This is a genomic window from Vibrio navarrensis, from assembly GCF_015767675.1.
In the GTDB taxonomy this organism is placed as follows: domain Bacteria; phylum Pseudomonadota; class Gammaproteobacteria; order Enterobacterales; family Vibrionaceae; genus Vibrio.
The window spans coordinates 43331-65191 of record NZ_CP065219.1 but is presented as its reverse complement, the minus strand read 5'-3'; the positions used below and the strand labels follow the sequence as shown (position 1 = coordinate 65191).

Sequence of the window (21861 nt, the reverse complement as noted above, 5' to 3'; positions counted from 1 at the left end):
ATCTGGTAACAGGTGTCGCCTATCCGACAAAAATGAGCTGGAGTCTTTATGACCCACAATAGGCAGCTAAGCTAAGAGCTGCCTATTGCGAGAATCACAACAGGTTCAACGGTCTTGATACTTCTCCAATACCGCCGCGATCGCTTGGTCGAGTTCACTTTGCACGTCCTTAGACAAGCGGCCAAACTCATACGAGAAATTACGGCCTTTTACTCGCTTACGGGCAAAAACGCCTTTGCTCTTAAACTGGGCTAGGGGGGTCACTTCCGCTTGTTCTTTAACTTGTTTTGCTTCAGTGATTTTTAACTCTGCTTTTATCGCGGCAATGATGTCTAACTTGGTTTCATCAAGGGGCTGTTCAGCCTGAACATTGACAGTTCTTTCCTGAACTCGCTCGACGAATAAATCCAATTCTTCAGCACTATTTCCCAATATTTTCATGACTTTATCGAGTAACGAATAGTCAGTGTGTGAGAGAAGATTAACATCCGAAAATAAGGAGATAAGTTTGTCATCGATACTGGCGGCTTTGAGAGCTTTGCTGACCGCGGGACGGCTCATTCCCATCACTTTAGCGACATCTTCTTGCGTAAATTCGCCACTGGCCATGATCGCTTTACACTGCAAACCGATTTCACGCTGATTATGCTCTTTGGCGGTTTGTAACTGCTTGGCTAGTGCTTTGGCATCGGAGTAGGATATTGGATCTTGAGTGACCAATATTCTAAACGTTTGCACTTTCCCGCGATTTTGTAAGAACCATGCGCGGCGACGTGAACCATCGAGCACATCGATCTTTCCATCCAGTTCTCGGCCAACGGCAGGGTAAAACTGCTGAAACTCTAGAGAAGCAAGATCAGACAATGAATCTTTAGTCAAAAGAGACTGATCACGGCCATTTACTTCAAAGGTGACGTAGGTATTATCGCGAACTTGTTCGTATGACAGTGTCACTTCGTTAAATGTCGCCTGACTCCCTGATTCCAATTGCCATACGACGCTATTACCGACAGATTGAATACCAAAAGTTTGCTGTAGATAGTGGACAACGCTTTCGCCGGCATTAGTGAGCTCTTGGGATAGCTGCCGAGTTAAACTGTCAATATTCGCTTTTGCCGCTGATACTTGGGCTTCTTGAGACCCTGGGGCATTACCTAAGGGGCTTCCTCCACGTTTTTTTGCCATTATTTTTGTTCCTCTCGCCAAACGTTAACGATGTCGCGCAAAATTTGGCTCGTCACTTCATAACCATTTTGCTGCGCACTTTGGAAAGTGCCTTTGCTCTTCGGATACTCACTTTTCGACATATCAAAGACGGTGGAAAGTAGGGAAGAGGCCTGACGGATCGCTTCACTATGTTTGAACTCTTTAGAGTAAAGATAAGGAGAAAAATGGTCGTACAAGCTGTTCATTAATTCAGTGGTTGTCGAGCCGTCTCTATGGTTAGTTAATAGTATTTTCATAAAGTCATAACCAGAGTGGTTGGCATTCGCCAACAAGGCCCACACTTGAGGGATGTAACTGAAATAGGAGCACGTAGCATCGATGTCGTTTTCGGTAATCGAAAGTGGGAAAACGACACTGGTCGCTGCAAAGTAGGCGTTATAGGTGGCGTACCCTAATGATGGTGGGGTATCAATCAGGATAATATCAAACTCATCTCGCACCGAGTTGATAATCTCACTCAAAATTGAGTAAGGGGAAGGCAGTTTGTGGCTAAACACTTGCTCATGAAACCAGCCTTCAATCGCTCGGTCGGTTTGTGATGCCGGTAGGATACGCAGATTAGGTATGGTGGTTTTCAAAAACGAATCCGACACCACTTGAGCCAGTGTTTCACCTTCTTCGAGATCAAAGTTTTGCATCATCAAGTCGCCCACGGACAAACAACCTTCCTGTTCTGCTTCTGGAGCGTAGTACATGGAAAGTGTCGCTTGGCCATCCATATCGATCAGACCGACGCGATATTCTTGATGAAATTCAGTGGCTAAACCAGATGCAATCGTTGCGGCAGAGACGGTTTTCCCAACGCCTCCTTTTTGGTTTTGAATCACGATAATTTGGGTCTTTTGGTGACTATCGCGGACAAATTTAGCTTCTTTGCGCAGAGAGTCGGGCAACAAATCGCGCACCGTATACATCTCTTCAATGTTAATCGACCACTGAGAATCTTGATGGCGGCGTGGGTCGATCCCGGCATTGGCGACGTACTTATCCAATGTTTTAGCATCGATATCGAGATAGGCAGTGGCTTCAGCACGAGTAAAGTTACGCAGTTCTTTACGATGGTTGGCGAGTAAACGCTGATTGCGGCGTTTGATGTAACCGTCGGCACCTTGCTTAAGAGCTTGAAAGGTCAATGTGGTTTGTTGGGTATCCATTTCTATCTCCATAGAGGATTTAAAAATAGTATATACTTTAATTTTCAAGGTGTGTATTAAAAAATGAGGTATGGATGAATGTTGTTATCCGGATATCAGTTTAAATAAAAGTAAGTCGGTTAAAATATGCGACTTTAATGAATCATATGTGTGGTACTACTTTAATGAAACACATCGCCTTTCCTCGTTGACAGGAGTACAATGTACGCCTAAAATATTTTAAAAAAGGAGATTGATATTAGCCATGCAATCGAATTTGTTGAGACGCCGTTATTTAGTTCTCAGCGAGAGGAGTTGATCACTGATGAAGAATTCAGAGATCTACAAACAGATATTATTAAAAACCCTGAAGTTGGAAAACTCATCAAGGGAACGGGTGGATTGAGGAAAGTTCGCCTAGCAACAGAGAATGGCGGCAAAAGCGGAGGGTACCGCATCATCTATCTTTACGTGTTACCTGACACCGTTTACTTGATATTGGCGTACAAGAAAGGCCGAAAAGATAGTCTAACTGATAGTGAGAAGAACCAGCTAAAGAGTTTTTCTTCTGAGCTAATTAAGAAACATCGAAGTCGCGAGCAAGAGACTCGTGAGATGTTAAAGAAAAAGCGAGATAAAAATGAGTATTTTTAAAGACCTATCTACATCAATGCAGCAGGCAATTGAGATTGCAGAAGGCAAATCAGAGGCCGCTCGCATTACACGCTATGAAGTGGCTGACGTTAAGGCTATTCGCTCTCAGCTACACGTAACTCAAAAGGAATTGGCTAGCGCGCTAGATGTAAGTGTAGATACAGTGAAATCATGGGAGCAAAAGCGAAGAAACCCAACAGGCTTAGCTGAAAAGGTTCTTTGTGTTCTTAGGGATGAGCCTGAGCTGTTTAATAAATTTGCAGCGGTATAAAGCAACAAGGTGCACATTCCCCTCTTAACATGTGCACCTTACAGGAACAGAACTTTTACAAAAACTTCTCAGCAATCGTTTTCTTGCGTTTAGGATCAGACGCTTCCAGATTGTCTTTCTCTGGGTAGTAGTAACCTGTAACCGACTGATCATAGTTTTCAATGTCTACTCTGTTCGAAAACTCTGTACCATCTCCCCATGTATCGCGCACCTGTGATTTACATAACTCACCCTGAGCCGGATATCGTTCATAGTGATCGAGGTAGCCAGTGCTGCTCAAAAGGCTATTGAGATATAATAAGTGCTTATATTTAGGACAAAGCATGAGTCGATGATGACAAGATAGGCGATGCACCAAACGGTGTTTGAATACATAGAAGTTGATTATAATCGGACAAGAATGCACAGTGCTCTTGGGGATCTAAACCCAGTTAACTTTGAACATCAAAATGTCGGGCTTAATGAAGTCTCCAGCGTTGTTGATGCAGATCATTAATCTAACACGGAGGATAGTATGCCGAACGAGTATAACAATAAGGTGCCAAGTACTGAGTATCACAAACTCCCGTTAGTAATACAGGTTTTAATTTACTTCATTGGCTACGACGAAATGTACACGCTTATTAATGAACACGGTGGACAAAATATTTACATCCCAAAGAACCCCAGTAGAGGTAAAGTGAGTAATCTACTTTCGCCTCATTCCCTTAATGTCCTCAGTGAACATTTTGGCGGAACCTACCTTATGCTGCCCACCTTACTGTCGGTCGATATACAAAGGGGGTGAAATTACGGCAAAAGTAGACGGTATTATAGGCGAACGAATTGCTGACATTTGGTTACAAGAAAACGGGTTCAACTAAATAGATTGCAGAAACCAGACAATCATCAGTGGGTCGTGTAGTGGCATCAAACTTGAAGTTAAAGCAAAAAGAAGAACTGTATTACCCATAACCTTCATAGCAAACTAATCGAACGGCAGACAGAGCTCCGAAAGAAAAATATGAACCTCTTGCTATGCACTAAATTCGACGAAAGCGACGCCCCTTTATCTTATGGCTGGATGGTCAGTGCACATTCGTACGAGGGAATACAGCTTATTGAGCTTGGTGATACAACTGTCGATCCGGTAGTAAGTGCTGGGCGTGCTGTTTCGCATCGAAATGTAATGGATTACCAGCCTTGCCGAGCACAAGATGTACTAAAATACACTGCCCGTAGCTGGACTGAACGAGGAAGAGCTAACCGTATGTTTGAAGACGACGTCACAAACGTAGCTTTCAACACAATTGATTTTATCCTAGAAAGTGGCGTATACACTGAATACAACCTGTCAGAAAAACAATAAGTTATATTGTAAATTTTAGCACCTTACCTTAGGCAGATCTCGCCAACGGGTCGTGTATTGTGGCGTGAGCATTTCGCGCCGCATTTCCCATTTACTCCCTATGCTTTGCGCTGCTAGAAAAACAGCACCGTCCCCATAACGTTGATTTAAGCTGTCAAATACGGCCATCAATTTTTCATCGTTCGGACATGGGTTGAAAAGGTCTTTTTGCTCATGTCGGCCGTCTTGCAAATCGAGCAAACCAACCCCAAATTTGTAGAAGCGAACCCCCTCATGAAACACTTCATTGGCTAAACGGGACGCCGCAGAAGTGATCTGAGTAACGTCAGATGTAGGGTAAGCAAAGCGATGTATGGCTTTAAAACTCACCGGTTTTTCATCAAATGGAGAGTTCGAGGCAAACACTAACATCACACGGCATAGCGAACTTTGTTTTCTCGCTTTGCGTGAGGCTATCCCAGCATGCAGGCACAATGCCTGGCGCAGTGATTCAACATCGGTGATCCGCTGGCCTGCGCTGCGTGTAGAAAAAATCTGTTTCTTATCAGCCCTCGCAACATCCCAATCTTTACAGCGTTGACCGTTCAGTTCTCGAATGGTCCGTTCGACTTCAACATTAAAATTTTTGCGCATTAACGGCGCAGGTTTTTTGGCGAGATCAAGTGCGGTATTGATACCCATTAGTTTGAAATGGGAAGAGAGTTTACGGCCAACTCCCCATACGTCTGAAACAGGCGTTTTTGCTAAGACTTTTAGGCGCTCGGCTTCATTATCGAGCACACAAACGCCGGAGTAACCGGGTATTTTTTTCGCCGCGTGGTTGGCAAGCTTAGCTAAAGTAAGGGTGGGGCCCATGCCAACACAAACGGGTAAACGGCACTCTTTCCAAACCGCTCGACGAATCAAAGTGCCGTGCTGACGGAAATCGCCGATCGCAGCTAAACAACGTTCAAAAGAAAGAAAAGTTTCATCGATAGAGTAAACATGCTGCTCTGGTGCGAATCGACCGATCACTTGCATCATTTTTTCTGACAGATCGGCGTACAGCTCGTAGTTAGAAGAAAGGGCAATCACCCCTCGCTGTTCACACAAGGCGCGTACTTGAAAATAGGGCTTAAACTTTTCGATTCCGGCTTCTTTGGCTTGCCGGTTTGCGGCAACGATACAGCCATCGTTATTCGACAAAACAATCACCGGCTTACCCCGCCATTCAGGCCGAAAGACTTGCTCTGCACTGCAGTAAAACGAGTTAGCATCGACAAGCGCGAACATTATTCACCACACAACAACGGGCTAGGGCGGTGGCAGCGAATCGAGCGAATCACCACACCTTCAATTGAAAAAGAATCAAACTCATGGATAGGAACAGGCTGTAAATGTTCATTGGCTGAAAGTAACAAACGGCGACGAATATCGAGGATCTTACAGACAAATTCACCGTTGTAATTAGCAACAATGATGTCTTGATCTGAAGCTTGCACATGCCGATCAACAATCAACAAATCCCCATCAAAGATCCCAACGCCTTGCATCGAGTCGCCCTTTGCTTGCCCTAGAAAGGTTGCGCTCGGGTGCTCAATGAGCAATTCATCTAAATCTATTGCAAGCTTCTTGTACTCAGCCGCAGGGCTTTCAAAGCCAGTAATGCCGGCACTCGCGTAAATAGGGATAACTTTCATAGATAATAATACTGTTTATTTATACAGCATTATTTTGATATGAGGTACGGAAAAAAGCAATATGATTAGAGAGAGTCGCGCTGTCATCGCAGAACAAAAAAGAAAAAAGCCAGACGCAAAGGGCGGCTGGCTAAATTTTGTGAACAAATTCATTCACTAACAACGTCAGTTGGCTAGGTGACCCTCGGCTTAAAAGGGTCACTGTATGTATATCAAATAGCGTGCCAAATAGAAATGGTTAAATATCCAACAAAACAGGGGATTAAATGGTGTTTATATCATCACGTTTCATATTTTGAATTGCAATGTGCAAGATAGTTGCAAAATGCACACAACTACTTACCTATTCATCTTGCTCTTGATATTCACAGACTTGATGTAAAAAGTCGTCGAAATCTTGTTTCGACTCAATACGAACATCACGTGACGCTAACGCCACATTGAGCGCCCCAATGATTTCTCTAACAGTGATCTTCTCTATCTGACGCAACCTTTCGACCAAGTTGACCATTTTCTGATCAATTAAGAAGTTTTTCATAAATGCTCCGTAGGTTTTGGGGCGTAAGCCCCAAAACCATTAGCCTAAGTTTGTCGCCAATTCACCCAAGGGAACATATTGCGATTTGTTCTCTGTGGACCAAAAACGCACCTTTCTCACCTGCCAGCCACAACGAATGTAATCTTTATCTGTGAGATAGGTACCGGCCCCCATCGAGTAGTTTTCTCGGTGCTCCGCACTGTTGGCTACATTGGCCAAAAACTCAGTTTCAGGATGGTTGAGGCAAGCTTTGCGCAATTCAGGAAACAAACGACGTTGATGTTTTGACCAAGCCAATATGATGGTTTTCTCGGTTCGATATTGGTAATAATCACTTACGGGTTTGTCAGCTTTGTTGTGCAAAAAAACTCCACCCGAAGGTGGAGTCTGCTGTTTATCGAGTAAGGGACACTCAGATTGCTCAAGTTTTATGGCATTAAGGAGTAGGTGTTACAGTTACACAAGACACAAATTGGTTGAAATTTGTGGTTAGTGTTGCGGAGTTACCACTTGTAGAAGCATACATACGCAGAGCCCAGTATTTAAGAGGGTCTGTACCGATACGGACTGATGCACTCATGTAGTGCGTTTTGATATCGACAGGCGTTGACGCGCCCGTTGGCCAACCAAACACTGGTGACATCAAGCGATCGACTTCTTCATTTGAGGTTACAAAACCTTTGTTGAGTGATCCAAGGTAGTAATTACCAGCATCTGGAGCATTATTACCAGGGTAATTATCGGCAGAGTACAAAGAACCTGTGATACCAATTGGCAGTGCCCATTGCTCCCCATCATATAAGTTAGTACATGCAGTGTACACATCAGTTTGTTCATGGTTGTACATCGCCCAATCAATACCATTGAATGTTTGCGGTGCTGCTGCTGTTAATAAGTTCGCGTTAAAGCCCACTTTGTCTTTCAGTTGTGTCTCGGCAAAAGTGAGTGGACGATGGTAAGTAAGGGTACCATTTTCAATAGTACGTACTGGTTCGATACCACGTTTGCTTGCGTTTGCTGCATCATAGTAAAGGCCACCTGCCACGCTTGCGCTGTCAGCTGCGTTTAGACATTTTGCTGTTCCGTTAACATCCACACAGTATTCAACTGATTTACCAATAAAGTCACGCGCTTCTAGTAAGCCTACTCCAGCATCAGCGAACCAGTCATAGTCGGTTGCAAGAGATCCGCGAGCGCCGATTCTATAAATGTTACCTGTATGCTGAACACTCTTGTTGCCTTCATCTACTGGGCCAGTTTGGTTACTGGTGTCAACCTTCCACTCACCAAGAGTTGCGTCAGCCGCATAGCCATACACGGTTGCGATTAGCTCTTGGTCGTATTCAAGTTTACCTTCGATTTTGATGCCTTTTGGCGTCACTTTAGACGTCAGACAAACTTCATCACCAGCAGTACTTAATGCAGTTTGTGGTGTGACACAGAAATCCAGTTGTTTACCTAAATCTGCTTGTGTTATGGTGTAATCACAAGTGCGCGGATCAGCACACACTTCTCCTGCAATATTGTCTACTTTCCAGACTGCGGCAGATGCGCCTTCGAGGCTGCCGTTTGCTTGAGCATAGTCATAGTTACCACGTAGTGTGGCACCAACTTCAGTATCAGTCGCAGGAGCCTGAACTTCTGAAATTACGTTACTTGCGATTGGTTTCGCTTCTGAAACAACAGCGACTGGTGTCGTTGTTCCACAAACTTCAGTACCGTTTGTTGGTATACCTGTTTTGGCGACTGGAGTAACACAAAACTCTAGTGCAGTGCCCTTGTCACCTTCTACTGGGGTATAGGTTTTTGTGGTTGAAACTTTACTTACACCTGACTTCCAGCTGTAGGTACTGGCACCTTCAAGGTCACCATCAGCATCAGTAAAGGTGTAGTCGGCGGTCAGTTCTACGCCAATAAAGGCCTCTGCAGAGAGCGTGATATTAGATGCAACCGGTGCTGAACCCGCTTTGACTGTAATTGCGTCAGTTAACGCTGAACAGACTTCATCACCAGCTACGGCTGGCGTGCTATCGGTTTTAGGCGTAACACAGAACTGTACCTGTTTACCTTCTAGCGTGTTGCCAAGAGTGATGGTTTTTTCAGTGCCCACAGTGTCAGTACTTGTTTTCCAGGCAAACGCAGAAGTACCTTCTGTCACGCCTAGACCGGTATCAAATTCATAAGATCCAGTCAGTACATTGCCAACGGTTGGTGTGGTATTAGAAACAGTGACGCTACCTGCAATCACCTCTGGTTTAGCACCCAGTGGACCGTTAACAGTTTTTGGCAGGCTACAGTTTTCTGTGCCCACTGTATTAATATCGCCTTGTGCTTTTGGTGTCACACAGAATTTGAGGTTAAGTCCTTCAAGATACGCGTATACAGGAAGTGCTTGTGCAGCGATGATTTCAGTCTCATCTGCAGCATTACGCCATGAGTAGACACTGCCTTCTTCTGCACGTGGTGTCGCGTTCGGGTCAACAAATTTGTATGTCCCCTTGACCGTTTGGCCTACATAAAGCGCAGGGGCGACTACTTCAGTTGCTATTGGTGGGTAAACATTGTCGTTACTGATTGGAAGTTCTTTGTTGTCTTCGGCATTACAGCCGATCAGGGTTGCTGTAATGACAACAGCTAGGGTCTTTTGTTTGAATGTCATATCGCGTTTGTTCCTACGGTTGAACAACAATGCCTTTCTACTGCGAGTCAGCAGATGGCATGCTGGTTGCTTTGTTCATTTACGTAATGTGTTATTAGGGGGTGATATTAACTTTCTAAAGCTTTCATTAATGTGATTTATGCCAGTTTTCGAAGTGTTTTATCCTTCTTTGAAAGTAAGTGATGGTTTATTTTAGGTTTTTGAAGGTAAAAAAAGCCAATCGTAAGATTGGCTTTGGATTTTAATTAAGGAGTGGTTTTAGAGTTTGAATGAGTAACTGACAATGGCTTTGATCGCATCGATGTCACCACGGTCTGCTGATCTCTCTGAGACTAATTTTGCATAAGTACGGTCCGGACGGTACATACTGCTGCGGAGCAAGAATTCAAAGCCTTTCATTGAACCAGAGCGTGGGCGATAGAATACATCGATAACATGCTCTTCACCGCGACCCATCGCGAGCTGGTCGTTATTGTCGTAATGTTGTCCTGCTTTTCTTTCCCAGTGGAAACGGTACGAAAGCTTAAGATCAGGAATGCCGAAATGACGCAAATCGTAAGAGATACCGACAACATGAGCTTGGCCACCATCACTACGGAAAGAGGAGTAACCTGGCGAAGTGACTAGGCTCAAGTAGCCTTTTGCACCACCGAAGCCGTAAGAGAAACTGCCTCTGCCATCTGATCTTGGTGCATCAACCGTATGGTAGCCGTACCATAAGCCCAATGCATCTCGCTCCAGTTTCCCGTGGTAAGCAATCAGATAGGCGTGGTCATCAAAGGCAGCAACGCCTCTTTCGACATCTTCGTGCCAAAGATCACCAGCCGCTTTGTTGTAGTAATATTGTGCTTTTAAATGTAATTTCGTTTCTGGCGTGATCATATGATTCATCCAGACGTTAGTGTGGAAGCGACGTAAGTAATCTTGTGCTTCACCATAAGAGAATACATAACCCCAGTCACGACCTGCGCGGTAATCTACGCGTCCGGTGTAGAGGTAGTCGTAAGTATTAGGGTATGGGTCATAGTAGTTGCTGTTGGTGGTCAGATCGCCCATTTTGTCGTCTAGGCCGTCCATAAAGCCAGTTACAAACGCAGCATCAAAACTGTAGTTATTCCATTTGTGGCGAAGCATTACCCCGCGGTAACTGGAAAGAGTCGCGTCATCGGCAGCAGCTGTGGTGATCATACCGGTGTTGAAAAAACCGTCACCGACGGTCAGGTTACCGCCTTTCCAGTAAAACTTGGCATTGGCCATTGGCACTTTACCGAAACCTTCCACATCGTAACATTTGTACTGGCCCTTAAATTTCTCACCACCGGTCCAGACACAGTCCTTACTTTCCAGTAATTTTTGCCCGCCATGCCAGTTGTGCATGCCTCCTGGGTATTGACTATCCAACTCAAATACATGCGAGTAGCCAAGGTTTAAATTCATTTTTATCGGGCTGTCACCAAGGCTGATCTTGCCAGAGTTATAGAACATACCGACAGATTGCGTCCACTCTGCCTGTGTGTGGTGACCCTCTTCCGATTGTCGAAACTTACCATTCTCATCAAAGTATTTAACATCGGTATCCCAACGGTGTGCCGATTTGTAGTAGTTGACCAATGAGACGGTGATTTTGTCGTTTGTGGTCGCCTCTTTATAGACTTGGCTTAAAGATGAGGCACTAGCAATAGAAGGTACTACCAATACACTAGATAAGAGTACGCCACCGAGGGTCAGTTTCACCGCTCGTGCGCAAATGGTCGGTTGATGTTTACGTGCCATAAAAGTCCAGCTCCAATGTCCACTTTATCGAGTGGGGTGGAATAGTAAGGAATAAGTAATAGGTTAATTTTATTACTGACTTTCATAATCTTTCGTGACTTCACACACGAAAACAAAAGAAGACCAAAGGTAGTTAATCGAAAATGAGATATTAATCCTGATTTAAGCGCTGATTCGCAGGGAGTTGTTACAGAGATGGATGGCATGAGGAAATGCAATGTAATAGTGCATACTCTACAGATGGATTATACGCTATTGAAGTGAAGTAAAACGCTTACTTCAAGGTGTAGACTTTAAAGTTGTCAATTTTTAGGTGGCTTTTTCAGGTACGGACGCCAAATTTACCCGATTTGAATTGCGCTTCATCGGTAATTTCATACAGTTGTTTATCATTGACGTAGACATAGATACGTTCATCTAATTTTGGTGTATACGTTCGGCAAGTTCATGAATTCTTTTGCGGAAACGTCGTACTCAGGAAGACGAGGGCTATCATCGGCATAACGGCGGAAGCGAGTGGTGGAGTTATCGTTCGCCCCGTAACCAATGTAGTAAGAGGGCATTGGGTCGTACTTGCGCATATCGCCTGCACGCTAATCTGATTTTTCAAAAAAGCTTTTTTGAATGTTGAACTTGCGCCATCCAGAACCAGTTGAGATCCGTGCTTCGGTCATTCGGACCTCCATTAAGCAAGACCATACCATCAAATTCAATCGCAGATGGGGTGTCAATATCGTGCTTAAACCACACGGTGGTGCCGTTGCCATCATCAATATCCAGTGCTGATCCTTTTATTTCGGTACGTGATACATCGGTCATTTCGACGACCCAGTTTCGATTCCATTATCGAATTTGTCACTGTGGGCTAACGTGGCATGCGTTTTTATCAGTTGTTGCGCCGTATCAAAACCAAATGAAAAACTTAATGCTGCAACGAGTAAGGTAAATTTTTTTTCATTATACTACCTAAAGAGTAGTCATCAGGAGTAAAAACGGTGGGTGGAAAGAAAAGCCAGCAAACGCTTAATGCCAGTCGCTTAAGAGCGAGTGGCAATCGAAACTGGCTTTTTCAAAACCGCTCGGGGATAGAGTCTTCGTTTTTGTTTTTTGGAAGAATAAGCCGCTTCCCGCTATCCCTGAGTCTCTTTAAATTTTTTGGTATTGCTCCTGGGCTTGGAGTGTCTCTCGCCCAAATCATTTCATCCATAATCAAAAACAAGGAATTAATGAAGCTGATCCGCAGAGGCTCTACTTTATGTTGTTTAGCCATCTCAGCCATTTTCAATCTCACAATGTTGTAGCTAATTAAAATGCCTCATAGCTCCTGATACACCCCGACTTTTTTCTTACTCCGTAAGGTTGGCTTGTTCTGTAACTGATACTGCTTGAGTTCACCGTAACTGCGTTCGATTTCCAAACGCTCCCAATACACTTTTACTAGAGCATCAAACGGATAGCGCTCAGGACATAAGCAAGAAGTAATAAAGCCTTTGAGTGCACCTTTAGGTGTTGGGATAAGAATGAGTCGATCTCGCCACTTTTTTCCAAGATATTGGGCCAGCTTTCGAGCTTGGGGTGATACAGGCATATCAATGAGATGATCATGTTCAGTGTAGCTTTCAACGATTTTGGCTTTGATGGGGGTTAACCAATGGCTATTGCTACTCGCGCCACGCCAGCTGGTAAATAACTCTGCAGAAGTTAGCCCTCTATCAAAGAGTGTTAATGAGTCATCAGGAGCGGAGCCCACCAGTTGTTGAGCGTAGGAGATTTCACTATTGGTTACTGGGCCAAAAGCAGCATCAGATAGAAGATGCTACGTGTTGACATCAATGTTACCGCTAGCACACTTGGGAATGATGCTCCCTTTTGAGCAAAACCAAAATGCTGATTTTCTTCTGTATTATGAGTTTTAAATAGGTGCCATCGACACTAAGAAGCTTCAAGCCACAAACTTTGTAAAACTCTGATTGTTGCTCCCATTGTTGAGCTGTCGTTTTAAAAAATAGCGCATTGGCTTATCTCCAAGACGTTCTTTTCCTTTGATAATACTACTCGTTGCCATAGGAGTAAGTTTTCCCTCCACGTCCGGGAACGCTAATTCCAGTTTATCGCAAACATCTTGAATGGAACGATTACGTTGAAGCCCAATACCGAGCACTAACCAAACAGCTTGTTCAGCGGGTAGACGACGTTTTCTGAGCGATACTCGCCCAGTTTGTTGAACAGCTTCTTCACCCCATTCCAGAGGGGTATGCTTATTAAATACATCGATTGGGCGCTCGTGGCAAAACTCACCACTACACTTGTAACTCTTTTGAAAACTCAGACAATCGAGTAGGAGGAGGCCTCACGGCCTCCGTCATCTCACACCACCGTACAAGCGTGGGTCGCATACGGCGGTTCCAAGGCATACCAACTTTCGTTGGCTTAGATTCACTGTTTAACTCCGACGCCACTATGTCTTGCCTCTCTTCGTTAGTTGCAGATCCATTTCCGACTTCTCAACATATTTCTAACGTAGCTGTAGGGGTTCTACTCTTTACTGAGACTCCGTACACACTGAGAATTTGTTACCTGTTTATCTAAAACCTTGGTTCAGGCCTTCCCTAAATCTTAGGTACTATGTCCTCTGCTGACTTCTTATGCCCATCACACAACATCACTATTGCAATTAGTCTCTAATGAGACAGGCGATAAGACCTCCCGAGGTAAGAGGCCACCCTTTCCCATAGCTCTGCCTGGTTTACATAATCACACTTCTGTTCGAGACTTCGGGCTATTCTATCTCTAGCTAGGTTACCCAAGTTGACTATGCCTACTACCAGATTTCTGTTCGTCAAAGCTATTTTTTGCCATTTGCTTACTTCCGGCCGGCGCCTCGGAGATTCCACCTCACGATGGACACCCTTGCATAGGCTAACGTTTCCTGCTCGACAAGGTACGTAGAGGACTTTCACCTCCTAGGTTGACACCATGCTCGGCGCACTAAAAAATCGGTCGTAACTTACGTTACGACCGATTATGGAGCCTCTTTATGGTCGTTCAAGTAGCCAAACGATCAGCATTAAGCACAAAGCTGGCTTTATTATCGCTAAGTAAGACTTAGATATAAGCGTTTAACACAGAAGCTGGCACTTCTGTTGGACGCCAAGAGTCGCCGGTGTGCTCAAGCCAATGCATGAGTTCGGTTTGTACCAGTTGTTCAACCAACTCTGGGTGCTTATCCGCAATGTTATTCATTTGGAACGGATCAGCGATGTTGTCGAACAACATGTATTCAATTGGCTTACCAATTTTACGCGTTGCTTGCAGCGTGTAGCGTTCTGTACGAACTCCACGCTGCCCGTAGGACGGTGCGCCATAAGGTGACTTCACATAAAGCTGTGAAGTGGCACGTTCATCGCCTTTTTCACCTTGTACTGTTTTCGCGTAGTTGGTGCCTTCTACCGTGTCTGGGATCTCAGTATCTAACCCCATCAGACCCAACATGGTTGGAAATAGGTCAGGGATAGAGAAGAGAAGATCGTCTTGCATTGGCATCAGTTTGCCTTTCCAACGGAAAATCATCGGAATACGTACCGACTCTTCATAAATCACGTTTTTCGTTGGCTGGCCATTAGCGCCAAGGCAGCAACCGTGATCAGAGAAGAAGACGACAAGCGTATCTTCGGCAAGGTTGAGGCGGTCGAGCTCATCGACAATACGACCAACTTGCTCGTCAACACCGTTAATCATGGCGAGGTATTCTTTGTAGAACTCAGGGCCGTAACCTTCCAAATATTCTTTGTTCCAATCGACGTTTGGACGATCGTTCATCTCTCTTGAGGTTTTGCCCTTAAAGCGTTCTAAGTATTTCTCTGGTACTTGATCATACGGTGAATGCGGTGGGTTCATGGAAACAACTAGTGCGAATGGTTCTTCCTCATTACGGTATTGACCACCTTCGTTACGTAGGTATTTGATCGCCATGTCCGCTTCGTGCTCTGGTGACCATTGGTTGATTTTCAACGGTGCTTCACGTGGCGTTTCGTTAGTCCAGTAGATTGGATTCATGTGCAGATCGTACGTACCGTAAGAGTACCACCAATCAAAACTGTGACGGTGCGATAGCGGTGTCCAGTCATTCCAGTAACGGCCACCGAGTGGGTTATTGTAAGACGGCACAAATGGCGGTTTCGGGCAGTCTAAGTGCCACTTTCCTAGGTAGCCCAGTGAGTATCCCTGTTTTTTCAGCACATCTGACCAACAAATCGCGTTCTGTTTTAGCTCAACGCCAAAATTAGAACCACCAAAGTGGCCTTCTTCCGGCGTATGGCAGTTACCGTGAATGCCATTGCGGTACGGGTACTGACCAGTCATGAACATGCCGCGCGCTGGCGTACATAACGGGAAATTTGAAATGGTTTGATCGAGAACGACACCTTCACGCGCCATGCGGTCGATGTTTGGTGTCATCGTGTGTTTATCCATCCCCATATAACCCAGTGACTGAGTACGACATTCATCAGGGAAAATAACCAGTAGGTTTGGTTTTTTTACGTTGTTTTGCTTTTTATTCTGACCCAGAGCAGGAGCAGTGCCATTTGAGGTGACTGAAGAACAAGCGGCTGTTGTAGCAACAACGCTTGTCGCGGCAATCCCTTTCAACAGGTCTCGACGAGAAACAGACATGGTGGTTTCCTCTTGTCAATATTCTAAATTGCAAGCGACTTGTTTTCTAATACGCTTACCTCTTTGTATCGTAAGTGATCGAAAGTTGAATTTCGAATTGGTAGATCACAAAAGTCGGAAATCATGCCATAGAAAATTAAAAAATGCCGCGAAGAAAATCTTACTTTCATTTTGTTTTTAATTGGTTCGTTTCCCTTTTTATTTGGTTTGTATGTTAATTTTTGATGCGAAATCGAAACAAATTGGAGTGATTTGTGAAATGCATCAAAAAAACAGTGCTTTCGTATTGTGTGGCTTTTGTTTTTTTTCGTATCATCAAATCGAAGAAAAATGAAAGTTCATTTGTTATTATTACAGAATAACCAGTGGGCACTTCGAATTGGATAAATTGCTCCTTTCAATTTCACCTATGAAGTGTCTAAACACCATCTTATTTTTACTAGGGTGTCGCTCTGTGAAATGGGGATAACACAGTAATTCTGGCATTACAACGACGGAAACATTCTTTGCTTGGATGATGTTTTTATTGATGTAGCTATGACGAATGAACTCGGTGTTGCTATGGCCTTTCATCTGAAGTTGGTGCAAGTTTGGCGTCTGGATTGGGATGACGTAGTCGAAGACGTCATCGTTTAAAACCTTACAACATGCGCCTTTTTCGTATTCGAACTTCATAGAAACGTCGGGTAAGACTTATACCGAATTGATCCACTTTGGAGTGATTACATGACAACTCTACTGAACATAGTAAAGCAGCATAAAGCTGGTAACGAAAACGGCATTTACTCCGTATGTTCTGCTCACCCTCTTGTTCTTGAAGCAGCTATTCTGCAAGCGAAAAAAGACAAATCCCCGCTTTTGATTGAAGCAACGTCGAACCAAGTTGATCAATTCGGCGGCTATACGGGGATGTTACCTGCTGACTTCCGTGATTTAGTTCTTAACTTAGCAGAAGCACATGGCTTTAACGCTGAAAACTTGATCCTTGGCGGTGACCACTTAGGTCCAAACCGTTGGCAAGATGAACCAGCTGCGGAAGCGATGGCAAAAGCAGAGGTACTTATCGAAACTTACGTTGCTGCGGGATTTACGAAAATTCACTTAGACTGTTCGATGCCATGTGCCGATGATCCTGTGTCTTTAACGGATGAGATCGTGGCTGAACGTGCTGCGCGCCTTGCGAAAATTGCAGAAGACACAGCAGTGAAAAATTTTGGTACTGCACGGGCATTTACATATGTGGTTGGTACAGAAGTGCCAGTACCGGGTGGTGAAACTGAAGAGTTACACGAAGTGCAACCAACGTCACCAGAAGCGGCTCGTCAAACTATTAAAGCACACAAGGACGCATTTGCTGCTGCTGGCTTAGATTGTTGGGATCGCGTTGTAGGCTTGGTTGTACAACCTGCCGTTGAGTTTGACCACTCTAGTGTGATTGATTACAAACCAGAGTCAGCGGCTGAACTATCAAAAGTGGTTAACGAGTTTGAGAATATACTGTTTGAAGCACACTCAACCGATTACCAATCTCCAGAAAACTACGCTCTATTAGTTCGCGATCACTTTGCGATCTTAAAAGTGGGCCCGCAGCTAACTTTTGCTATGCGTGAAGCCCTATACGGTCTCTGTGCGATTGAAGATGAAATACTACCTATCGAGCAACGCTCTAACCTACGTAACGTTATCGAATCTGTGATGCTTGCAAAACCAGATAACTGGGCGAAGTACTACCACGGTAACGAAGCAGAGCAAAAATTTTCACGTTCTTACTCTCTATCTGATCGTATCCGTTACTACTGGGCAGATGAAACTATTCAAGCTGCCGTTGACAAGCTGTTTGCCAACCTAAAAGAGGGATTACCTCTTGCGCTTGCGAGCCAACACCTACCTGAAGGTTATGCAGCACTGCGTAGCGGTGAAATAGAAAACAACCCGAAAGCGTTTGTTATCAACAAGATTCAAAAGACCGTGCTAGAAATCTACGCACGTGCTTGTAAGTTTTAATTATACGAGTGACTAAATAATGAAACACCTAGGCATTGACATTGCTGATCTAGAAACGAACAAAGGTTTCTGGACAGCAAAAGAAATCGAGCAACAACCAGATTGTTGGTTAAAAACCCTTGCGATTGTGAATGAATGTCGTGCGCAAGCAGAAGCGTTTCTTTCGCCACTGTTTGCCAAAGAGAACTTACGAATTGTGATGACAGGTGCGGGTACGTCTGCATTTGCCGGTAAAGCGTTAGCGCCAATCCTAGCGAAAGAATTAAACTGCCGCGTAGAAGCTATTGCGACCACAGACATCGTGTCAAACCCATCTCAGTACTTTGCTGAAGATATCCCAACACTGTTGGTGTCATTTGCTCGTTCTGGTAACTCACCAGAATCCGTGCGTGCGGTAGATTTGGCTTCTCAAGTCTTGTCTGATTGTTTCCACCTAGTGGTTACTTGTAACGCAGACGGTCAGCTTTACAACCGTTGTCAAAGCGATGTGCGTTCTCTAGCGGTACTGATGCCGGCAGAGACTAACGATAAGTCATTCGCAATGACTTCCTCATTCTCTTCAATGATGATGGCGGCATTCTCGTTCTTAACTTTCAACAAAGCCAGTTCACAAGATTTCGAGAAAGTATGTGAACAATCTAAAAAGCTGATCCAAGACGTGTGTGCACCAATTCGTGACATCGTGGCGAAAGATGCAAAACGTGTGATCTATATCGGTTCCGGTGGTTTCCAAGGTCTGGCTCAAGAGTCTGCTCTAAAATTACTAGAGCTGACGGCGGGCAAAGTGGTTGCTATGTACGATTCGCCACTTGGTTTCCGTCACGGTCCTAAGTCAATTATTGATGATGAAACATTGGTCATGGTCTACATCTCGAATAACCCATACACACGTCAATACGACTTAGACCTGTTGACAGAATTACGTCGTGATAACCTAGCACTACAAGTGGTGGCAGTTGCTGCGCAACTAGATGATATTGTCACTGATGGTCACTACCTGCATATTGATGGCCTAGAAGCGGCTTCTGATGTTGAGTTGATTTTCCCATACTTAATTGTGGCTCAAGAGTACTCATTCTTCCATTCGTTAGCGCTAGACATTACACCTGATAATCCTTGCCCAACGGGCGAAGTCAACCGTGTCGTGCAAGGCGTGATCATCCACCAATTTGAATCATAACTGAGGGTTTCAATACTATGTCAGCGAATATTGTATGGTGCCGAATAGACGAGCGTCTATTGCATGGCCAAGTGAAAATTACTTGGATGCCGGCTTCTGGCGCTAACACTTGTATCGTGTGTAACGACGATGTGGCCGAAGGCCCAACCGCCGAGTTCTCTCAAGCAGCGATGCGTGCCTCGGCCGGCGGAGAGTTCAAAACCTCATTTTACTCAGTCGACAAACTGTGCACCATCATTGGTAAAGCCAAGCCTGAGCAAAAAATCTTTATCGTGTGTTCGAACCCAACCGACGTTGCGCGTTTGATTGAAGGCGGCGTACCGATTAAGGCGGTGAACGTGGGTAACATGCACTTCCATGAAGGTAAACGTCAAATCACCAAAACCGTATCGGTGGATGCGAAAGATATCACGGCGTTTGAGCGCATCGCCGCATGTAATGTGCTCTCGACTATCCAGAACACCCCAGACCAAGATCCGGTTGAGGTGTTGACACTAGCGAAAGCGAGCGCGTAATTCTCAACCGCCGGTATAGGAAAACTATCCCCGGCCCAAATAAAGGAAAGAGACAATGCTATTTGAAGCAATGCTTGTAGCGGTGTGGGCGTTCCTGTGTGGTATCGATAAATACGATGTGGCACTGAACATTCACCGTCCGCTGATCACTGGCCCGATTGTTGGTCTGATCATGGGTGATCTGGAACTTGGTCTGATGACCGGTGCGGTTTTAGAGCTTGCGTGGCTTGGCCTAGTGCCAAACGCGGGCGCTCAGCCGCCAGATGTGACCATGGGGACCATTGCCGCAGTGGCGTTTGCCATAATGACCAACCAAACTCCAGAAATCGCAATGGGTGTGGGCATGCCAATTGCGGTACTGATGCAGATGTTGATCATCGGTTTCTTTGCCATGTCCTCGTTCGCAATGGGTAAAGCGGACGACTGCGCTGAGCGCGGTGACTCTCGTGGTATCGACTTCTTATTAATCAGTATTTTGACTGCCCGTGCCACGATGTACTCGGTGGTCGCGTTCATCACGGTATACTTTGGTGAGCATGCGGCACAGTGGATTGACGAAAATGCGCCAACTATGCTGCTTGAAGGTCTAGGTATCGGTGCGAAAATGGTGCCCGCTATCGGTTTTGCCATGCTGTTAAAAGTGATGTGGAACAAAGAGATGGCGGGGATTTTCTTCATTGGTTTCGTGATGACCACATACCTTAAACTGCCGATCATGGCGGTAGCGGTACTTGGTGGATCAGCCGCGGTCCTTTACTACTTCATGACAGGCAGCCAAACCCAGGCAGCAGTAGGCAATAACTCTGTGCAAAGTGAGAATTACGATGACGACGGTATTTAATACAGACGCGCTTCCAAAAGAAGCGGAGCAAACAGAACGTTTCACCGATGAGATTGATGCATACCAAGACAACGAAGTACGTAAAGTGATCACCAAGCGTGAGCTTATTATGTGTGCCCTGCGTGGCCTGTTCATGGAAGGCAACTTTAACTTCGAACGTATGCAGGCTGGCGGTTACGCGTACTCGATGATCCCAGCGTTGAAAAAAATTCACGGCAACAACAAACGTGATTTTTCGACCTCGTTGAAAAACCACCTCCAGTTCTTCAACAGCTCGCCAAAACTGTTCACTTTTCTACTTGGTCTGTCCGTGGCAATGGAAGAGAACAAAGAAAAGCCAAGCACCATCAATGCCGTGAAAGTAGCCGGTCTTGGGCCACTAGGTGGTATCGGGGATGCGCTTGACCACATGACACTGATGCCATTGACTTTAGCACTGGGTGCGGCGATTGCCGCCGATGGTTCGATTGCCGGCCCATTTGTGTTCTTCGTACTGTACCAAATTCCGCACTTCTTAGCGTATTTTGGCTTGATGTTTCTTGGCTACAACGCTGGTGCGAAAGCGATGAGCGCTATGAGTGGCGTGACCGAGAGGCTCGCGCGTGCGGCTAACATCATGGGGCTGTTCGTGATTGGTGCGTTGACCGCTACTTTCATCAAAGTGCACACCACGCTGGAGCTCGAAATGGGTGGCAAAGTGGTCTCTCTACAGCACGATTTGTTTGACAAGATTATGCCGAACCTGCTGCCACTGGCGCTCGTGTTCTTCATGTTCAAAATGGTGCGCGGCAAAGGCTTCTTTGCCAAGCCACCGGTACTGATTTTTGGCACGCTCGCGCTTGGCGTCGTGGGCCACTATTTGGGCATTCTCTAAGTCTGAGTAAAGGGGGAAACAATCGCTTCCCCTTATTTTTAAGGAATTTTCTCATGATTGGTATTGTTGTTTCAGGCCACATCAACTTCGCGACCGGCATGCAGTCGGCCTTTCACGCCATCGCTGGCGAACAAGATCAGTTTGAATTTGTCGACTTCTTGGAATCCATGTCTACTGACGATTTAGAAGACGAGCTACGTAAAGCAGCGAAAGCGGTCAACACCGGTGACGGCGTGCTATTTTTATGTGATGTTCTGGGCGGCTCACCATGCAACCGTGCGATGAACATCATGCTGGACACCCCGAATATAGAAATAGTGGCGGGTGTGAACCTAGCGATGATCGCCAACTCGGCGTTTGAGCGCGATGGCAGCAACCTCGACGACTTGGTCGAAACCTTGTTGGAAATCGGTGGCTCGACCATGCAATCGATGCGTCAGGCGCTCGCGAAAATCAGCGCGGCCGCGGCAGATGACGACAACGGTTTATAA

At 45.3% G+C, this 21861-nt stretch carries 24 protein-coding genes and 1 pseudogene; 11 read left to right on the top strand and 14 right to left on the bottom strand.

Going from position 1 to position 21861, the window contains the following annotated elements; genetic code table 11:
- Positions 1–105 precede the first annotated feature (105 nt).
- On the bottom strand, positions 106–1185 hold the full coding sequence (locus I3X05_RS23200; RefSeq protein WP_337971501.1) for a ParB family protein: 1080 nt from the start codon (positions 1183–1185) through the stop codon (positions 106–108).
- Positions 1185–2381, bottom strand: coding sequence for a ParA family protein (locus I3X05_RS23195; protein ID WP_061894795.1), 1197 nt, complete (start codon positions 2379–2381; stop codon positions 1185–1187). Before I3X05_RS23195 ends, I3X05_RS23200 begins: the two co-directional genes overlap by 1 nt.
- 237 nt (positions 2382–2618) lie before the next feature.
- On the opposite strand from I3X05_RS23195, the gene I3X05_RS23190 reads away from it, so the two are divergent.
- Both I3X05_RS23190 and nadS read left to right on the top strand, forming a co-directional pair.
- A complete protein-coding gene (locus I3X05_RS23190) occupies positions 2619–3014 on the top strand; it encodes a type II toxin-antitoxin system RelE/ParE family toxin (protein WP_045570749.1) in 396 nt (131 codons plus the stop codon).
- A complete protein-coding gene (gene nadS / locus I3X05_RS23185; protein WP_045570750.1) occupies positions 3001–3285 on the top strand; it encodes a NadS family protein in 285 nt (94 codons plus the stop codon). Before I3X05_RS23190 ends, nadS begins: the two co-directional genes overlap by 14 nt.
- A gap of 55 nt (positions 3286–3340) precedes the next feature.
- On the opposite strand, the gene I3X05_RS23180 is transcribed toward nadS, so the two are convergent.
- Complete coding sequence (locus tag I3X05_RS23180) at positions 3341–3496, bottom strand: hypothetical protein (protein ID WP_242402015.1); 156 nt, start codon at positions 3494–3496, stop codon at positions 3341–3343.
- A 138-nt stretch (positions 3497–3634) separates the two neighbouring features.
- On the opposite strand from I3X05_RS23180, the pseudogene I3X05_RS23885 reads away from it, so the two are divergent.
- Positions 3635–3781: pseudogene (locus I3X05_RS23885) on the top strand (IS3 family transposase); the annotation flags it as partial.
- 507 nt (positions 3782–4288) lie between these two features.
- A complete protein-coding gene (locus I3X05_RS23170; RefSeq protein ID WP_193158031.1) occupies positions 4289–4633 on the top strand; it encodes a hypothetical protein in 345 nt (114 codons plus the stop codon).
- A gap of 15 nt (positions 4634–4648) precedes the next feature.
- Here I3X05_RS23170 and I3X05_RS23165 read toward each other — a convergent pair whose 3' ends face one another.
- The 8 genes from I3X05_RS23165 to I3X05_RS23130 form a co-directional block, all read right to left on the bottom strand.
- Entirely contained in the window at positions 4649–5905 is a 1257-nt protein-coding gene (locus I3X05_RS23165) for a Y-family DNA polymerase (RefSeq protein ID WP_045570754.1), read from the bottom strand.
- Positions 5905–6312 carry a translesion error-prone DNA polymerase V autoproteolytic subunit gene (gene umuD, locus I3X05_RS23160; protein ID WP_039461217.1) on the bottom strand — a complete coding sequence of 136 codons (408 nt, stop codon included), beginning with the start codon at positions 6310–6312 and terminating at the stop codon, positions 5905–5907. Before umuD ends, I3X05_RS23165 begins: the two co-directional genes overlap by 1 nt.
- A gap of 343 nt (positions 6313–6655) precedes the next feature.
- Positions 6656–6850, bottom strand: coding sequence for a hypothetical protein (locus I3X05_RS23155; protein ID WP_045570755.1), 195 nt, complete (start codon positions 6848–6850; stop codon positions 6656–6658).
- A 39-nt stretch (positions 6851–6889) separates the two neighbouring features.
- Positions 6890–7213: a hypothetical protein gene (locus I3X05_RS23150; protein WP_052702560.1), complete on the bottom strand. Its 324-nt coding sequence runs from the start codon at positions 7211–7213 to the stop codon at positions 6890–6892.
- A 73-nt stretch (positions 7214–7286) separates the two neighbouring features.
- Positions 7287–9509, bottom strand: coding sequence for a hypothetical protein (locus I3X05_RS23145; protein ID WP_337971500.1), 2223 nt, complete (start codon positions 9507–9509; stop codon positions 7287–7289).
- Positions 9510–9767: 258 nt separating this feature from the next.
- Positions 9768–11282, bottom strand: coding sequence for an OprD family outer membrane porin (locus tag I3X05_RS23140; protein WP_337971499.1), 1515 nt, complete (start codon positions 11280–11282; stop codon positions 9768–9770).
- Positions 11283–11695: 413 nt separating this feature from the next.
- Positions 11696–11863, bottom strand: a complete 168-nt coding sequence (locus tag I3X05_RS23135) for a DUF6250 domain-containing protein (RefSeq protein WP_171816732.1) — start codon at positions 11861–11863, stop codon at positions 11696–11698.
- Between the two features lie 25 nt (positions 11864–11888).
- Complete coding sequence (locus tag I3X05_RS23130) at positions 11889–12101, bottom strand: DUF6250 domain-containing protein (RefSeq protein WP_045570758.1); 213 nt, start codon at positions 12099–12101, stop codon at positions 11889–11891.
- A gap of 176 nt (positions 12102–12277) precedes the next feature.
- Here I3X05_RS23130 and I3X05_RS23125 point away from each other — a divergent pair, with 176 nt between their 5' ends.
- Complete coding sequence (locus I3X05_RS23125; protein ID WP_226971375.1) at positions 12278–12583, top strand: hypothetical protein; 306 nt, start codon at positions 12278–12280, stop codon at positions 12581–12583.
- Positions 12584–12597: 14 nt separating this feature from the next.
- On the opposite strand, the gene I3X05_RS23120 is transcribed toward I3X05_RS23125, so the two are convergent.
- The 3 genes from I3X05_RS23120 to I3X05_RS23110 form a co-directional block, all read right to left on the bottom strand.
- The gene (locus I3X05_RS23120) at positions 12598–13032 is read right to left on the bottom strand and encodes a hypothetical protein (protein ID WP_226971373.1); all 435 of its coding nucleotides are present in this window, start codon (positions 13030–13032) and stop codon (positions 12598–12600) included.
- Positions 13033–13224: 192 nt separating this feature from the next.
- On the bottom strand, positions 13225–13530 hold the full coding sequence (locus I3X05_RS23115; RefSeq protein ID WP_238409512.1) for a transposase domain-containing protein: 306 nt from the start codon (positions 13528–13530) through the stop codon (positions 13225–13227).
- Between the two features lie 857 nt (positions 13531–14387).
- On the bottom strand, positions 14388–15956 hold the full coding sequence (locus I3X05_RS23110; protein ID WP_045570759.1) for a sulfatase-like hydrolase/transferase: 1569 nt from the start codon (positions 15954–15956) through the stop codon (positions 14388–14390).
- A 726-nt stretch (positions 15957–16682) separates the two neighbouring features.
- On the opposite strand from I3X05_RS23110, the gene I3X05_RS23105 reads away from it, so the two are divergent.
- Genes I3X05_RS23105 through agaF form a run of 6 tightly spaced genes read left to right on the top strand, consistent with a single transcriptional unit; the run spans position 16683 to position 21861 of the window.
- A complete protein-coding gene (locus tag I3X05_RS23105; RefSeq protein ID WP_193254736.1) occupies positions 16683–17960 on the top strand; it encodes a D-tagatose-bisphosphate aldolase, class II, non-catalytic subunit in 1278 nt (425 codons plus the stop codon).
- Between the two features lie 16 nt (positions 17961–17976).
- Positions 17977–19140: an SIS domain-containing protein gene (locus I3X05_RS23100; protein WP_425304507.1), complete on the top strand. Its 1164-nt coding sequence runs from the start codon at positions 17977–17979 to the stop codon at positions 19138–19140.
- Between the two features lie 17 nt (positions 19141–19157).
- On the top strand, positions 19158–19655 hold the full coding sequence (locus I3X05_RS23095) for a PTS sugar transporter subunit IIB (RefSeq protein ID WP_045571297.1): 498 nt from the start codon (positions 19158–19160) through the stop codon (positions 19653–19655).
- A 55-nt stretch (positions 19656–19710) separates the two neighbouring features.
- On the top strand, positions 19711–20496 hold the full coding sequence (gene agaW, locus I3X05_RS23090) for a PTS N-acetylgalactosamine transporter subunit IIC (protein WP_045571298.1): 786 nt from the start codon (positions 19711–19713) through the stop codon (positions 20494–20496).
- Complete coding sequence (locus tag I3X05_RS23085; protein ID WP_337971492.1) at positions 20480–21370, top strand: PTS system mannose/fructose/sorbose family transporter subunit IID; 891 nt, start codon at positions 20480–20482, stop codon at positions 21368–21370. The genes agaW and I3X05_RS23085 overlap by 17 nt, the downstream gene beginning before the upstream one ends.
- 53 nt (positions 21371–21423) lie before the next feature.
- Positions 21424–21861: a PTS galactosamine/N-acetylgalactosamine transporter subunit IIA gene (gene agaF / locus I3X05_RS23080; RefSeq protein WP_045569215.1), complete on the top strand. Its 438-nt coding sequence runs from the start codon at positions 21424–21426 to the stop codon at positions 21859–21861.

Excerpts from the sequence above, each read along its gene's own strand:
- I3X05_RS23145 (WP_337971500.1), bottom strand. The coding sequence starts at position 9,509 with ATGACATTCAAACAAAAGACCCTAGCTGTTGTCATTACAGCAACCCTG.
- I3X05_RS23170 (WP_193158031.1), top strand. The coding sequence starts at position 4,289 with ATGAACCTCTTGCTATGCACTAAATTCGACGAAAGCGACGCCCCTTTA.
- agaW (WP_045571298.1), top strand. The coding sequence starts at position 19,711 with ATGCTATTTGAAGCAATGCTTGTAGCGGTGTGGGCGTTCCTGTGTGGT.
- umuD (WP_039461217.1), bottom strand. The coding sequence starts at position 6,312 with ATGAAAGTTATCCCTATTTACGCGAGTGCCGGCATTACTGGCTTTGAA.
- I3X05_RS23105 (WP_193254736.1), top strand. The coding sequence starts at position 16,683 with ATGACAACTCTACTGAACATAGTAAAGCAGCATAAAGCTGGTAACGAA.
- nadS (WP_045570750.1), top strand. The coding sequence starts at position 3,001 with ATGAGTATTTTTAAAGACCTATCTACATCAATGCAGCAGGCAATTGAG.
- I3X05_RS23095 (WP_045571297.1), top strand. The coding sequence starts at position 19,158 with ATGTCAGCGAATATTGTATGGTGCCGAATAGACGAGCGTCTATTGCAT.
- I3X05_RS23110 (WP_045570759.1), bottom strand. The coding sequence starts at position 15,956 with ATGTCTGTTTCTCGTCGAGACCTGTTGAAAGGGATTGCCGCGACAAGC.
- agaF (WP_045569215.1), top strand. The coding sequence starts at position 21,424 with ATGATTGGTATTGTTGTTTCAGGCCACATCAACTTCGCGACCGGCATG.
- I3X05_RS23140 (WP_337971499.1), bottom strand. The coding sequence starts at position 11,282 with ATGGCACGTAAACATCAACCGACCATTTGCGCACGAGCGGTGAAACTG.
- I3X05_RS23135 (WP_171816732.1), bottom strand. The coding sequence starts at position 11,863 with ATGCGCAAGTACGACCCAATGCCCTCTTACTACATTGGTTACGGGGCG.
- I3X05_RS23200 (WP_337971501.1), bottom strand. The coding sequence starts at position 1,185 with ATGGCAAAAAAACGTGGAGGAAGCCCCTTAGGTAATGCCCCAGGGTCT.
- I3X05_RS23195 (WP_061894795.1), bottom strand. The coding sequence starts at position 2,381 with ATGGATACCCAACAAACCACATTGACCTTTCAAGCTCTTAAGCAAGGT.
- I3X05_RS23155 (WP_045570755.1), bottom strand. The coding sequence starts at position 6,850 with ATGAAAAACTTCTTAATTGATCAGAAAATGGTCAACTTGGTCGAAAGG.
- I3X05_RS23130 (WP_045570758.1), bottom strand. The coding sequence starts at position 12,101 with ATGACCGATGTATCACGTACCGAAATAAAAGGATCAGCACTGGATATT.
- I3X05_RS23165 (WP_045570754.1), bottom strand. The coding sequence starts at position 5,905 with ATGTTCGCGCTTGTCGATGCTAACTCGTTTTACTGCAGTGCAGAGCAA.
- I3X05_RS23085 (WP_337971492.1), top strand. The coding sequence starts at position 20,480 with ATGACGACGGTATTTAATACAGACGCGCTTCCAAAAGAAGCGGAGCAA.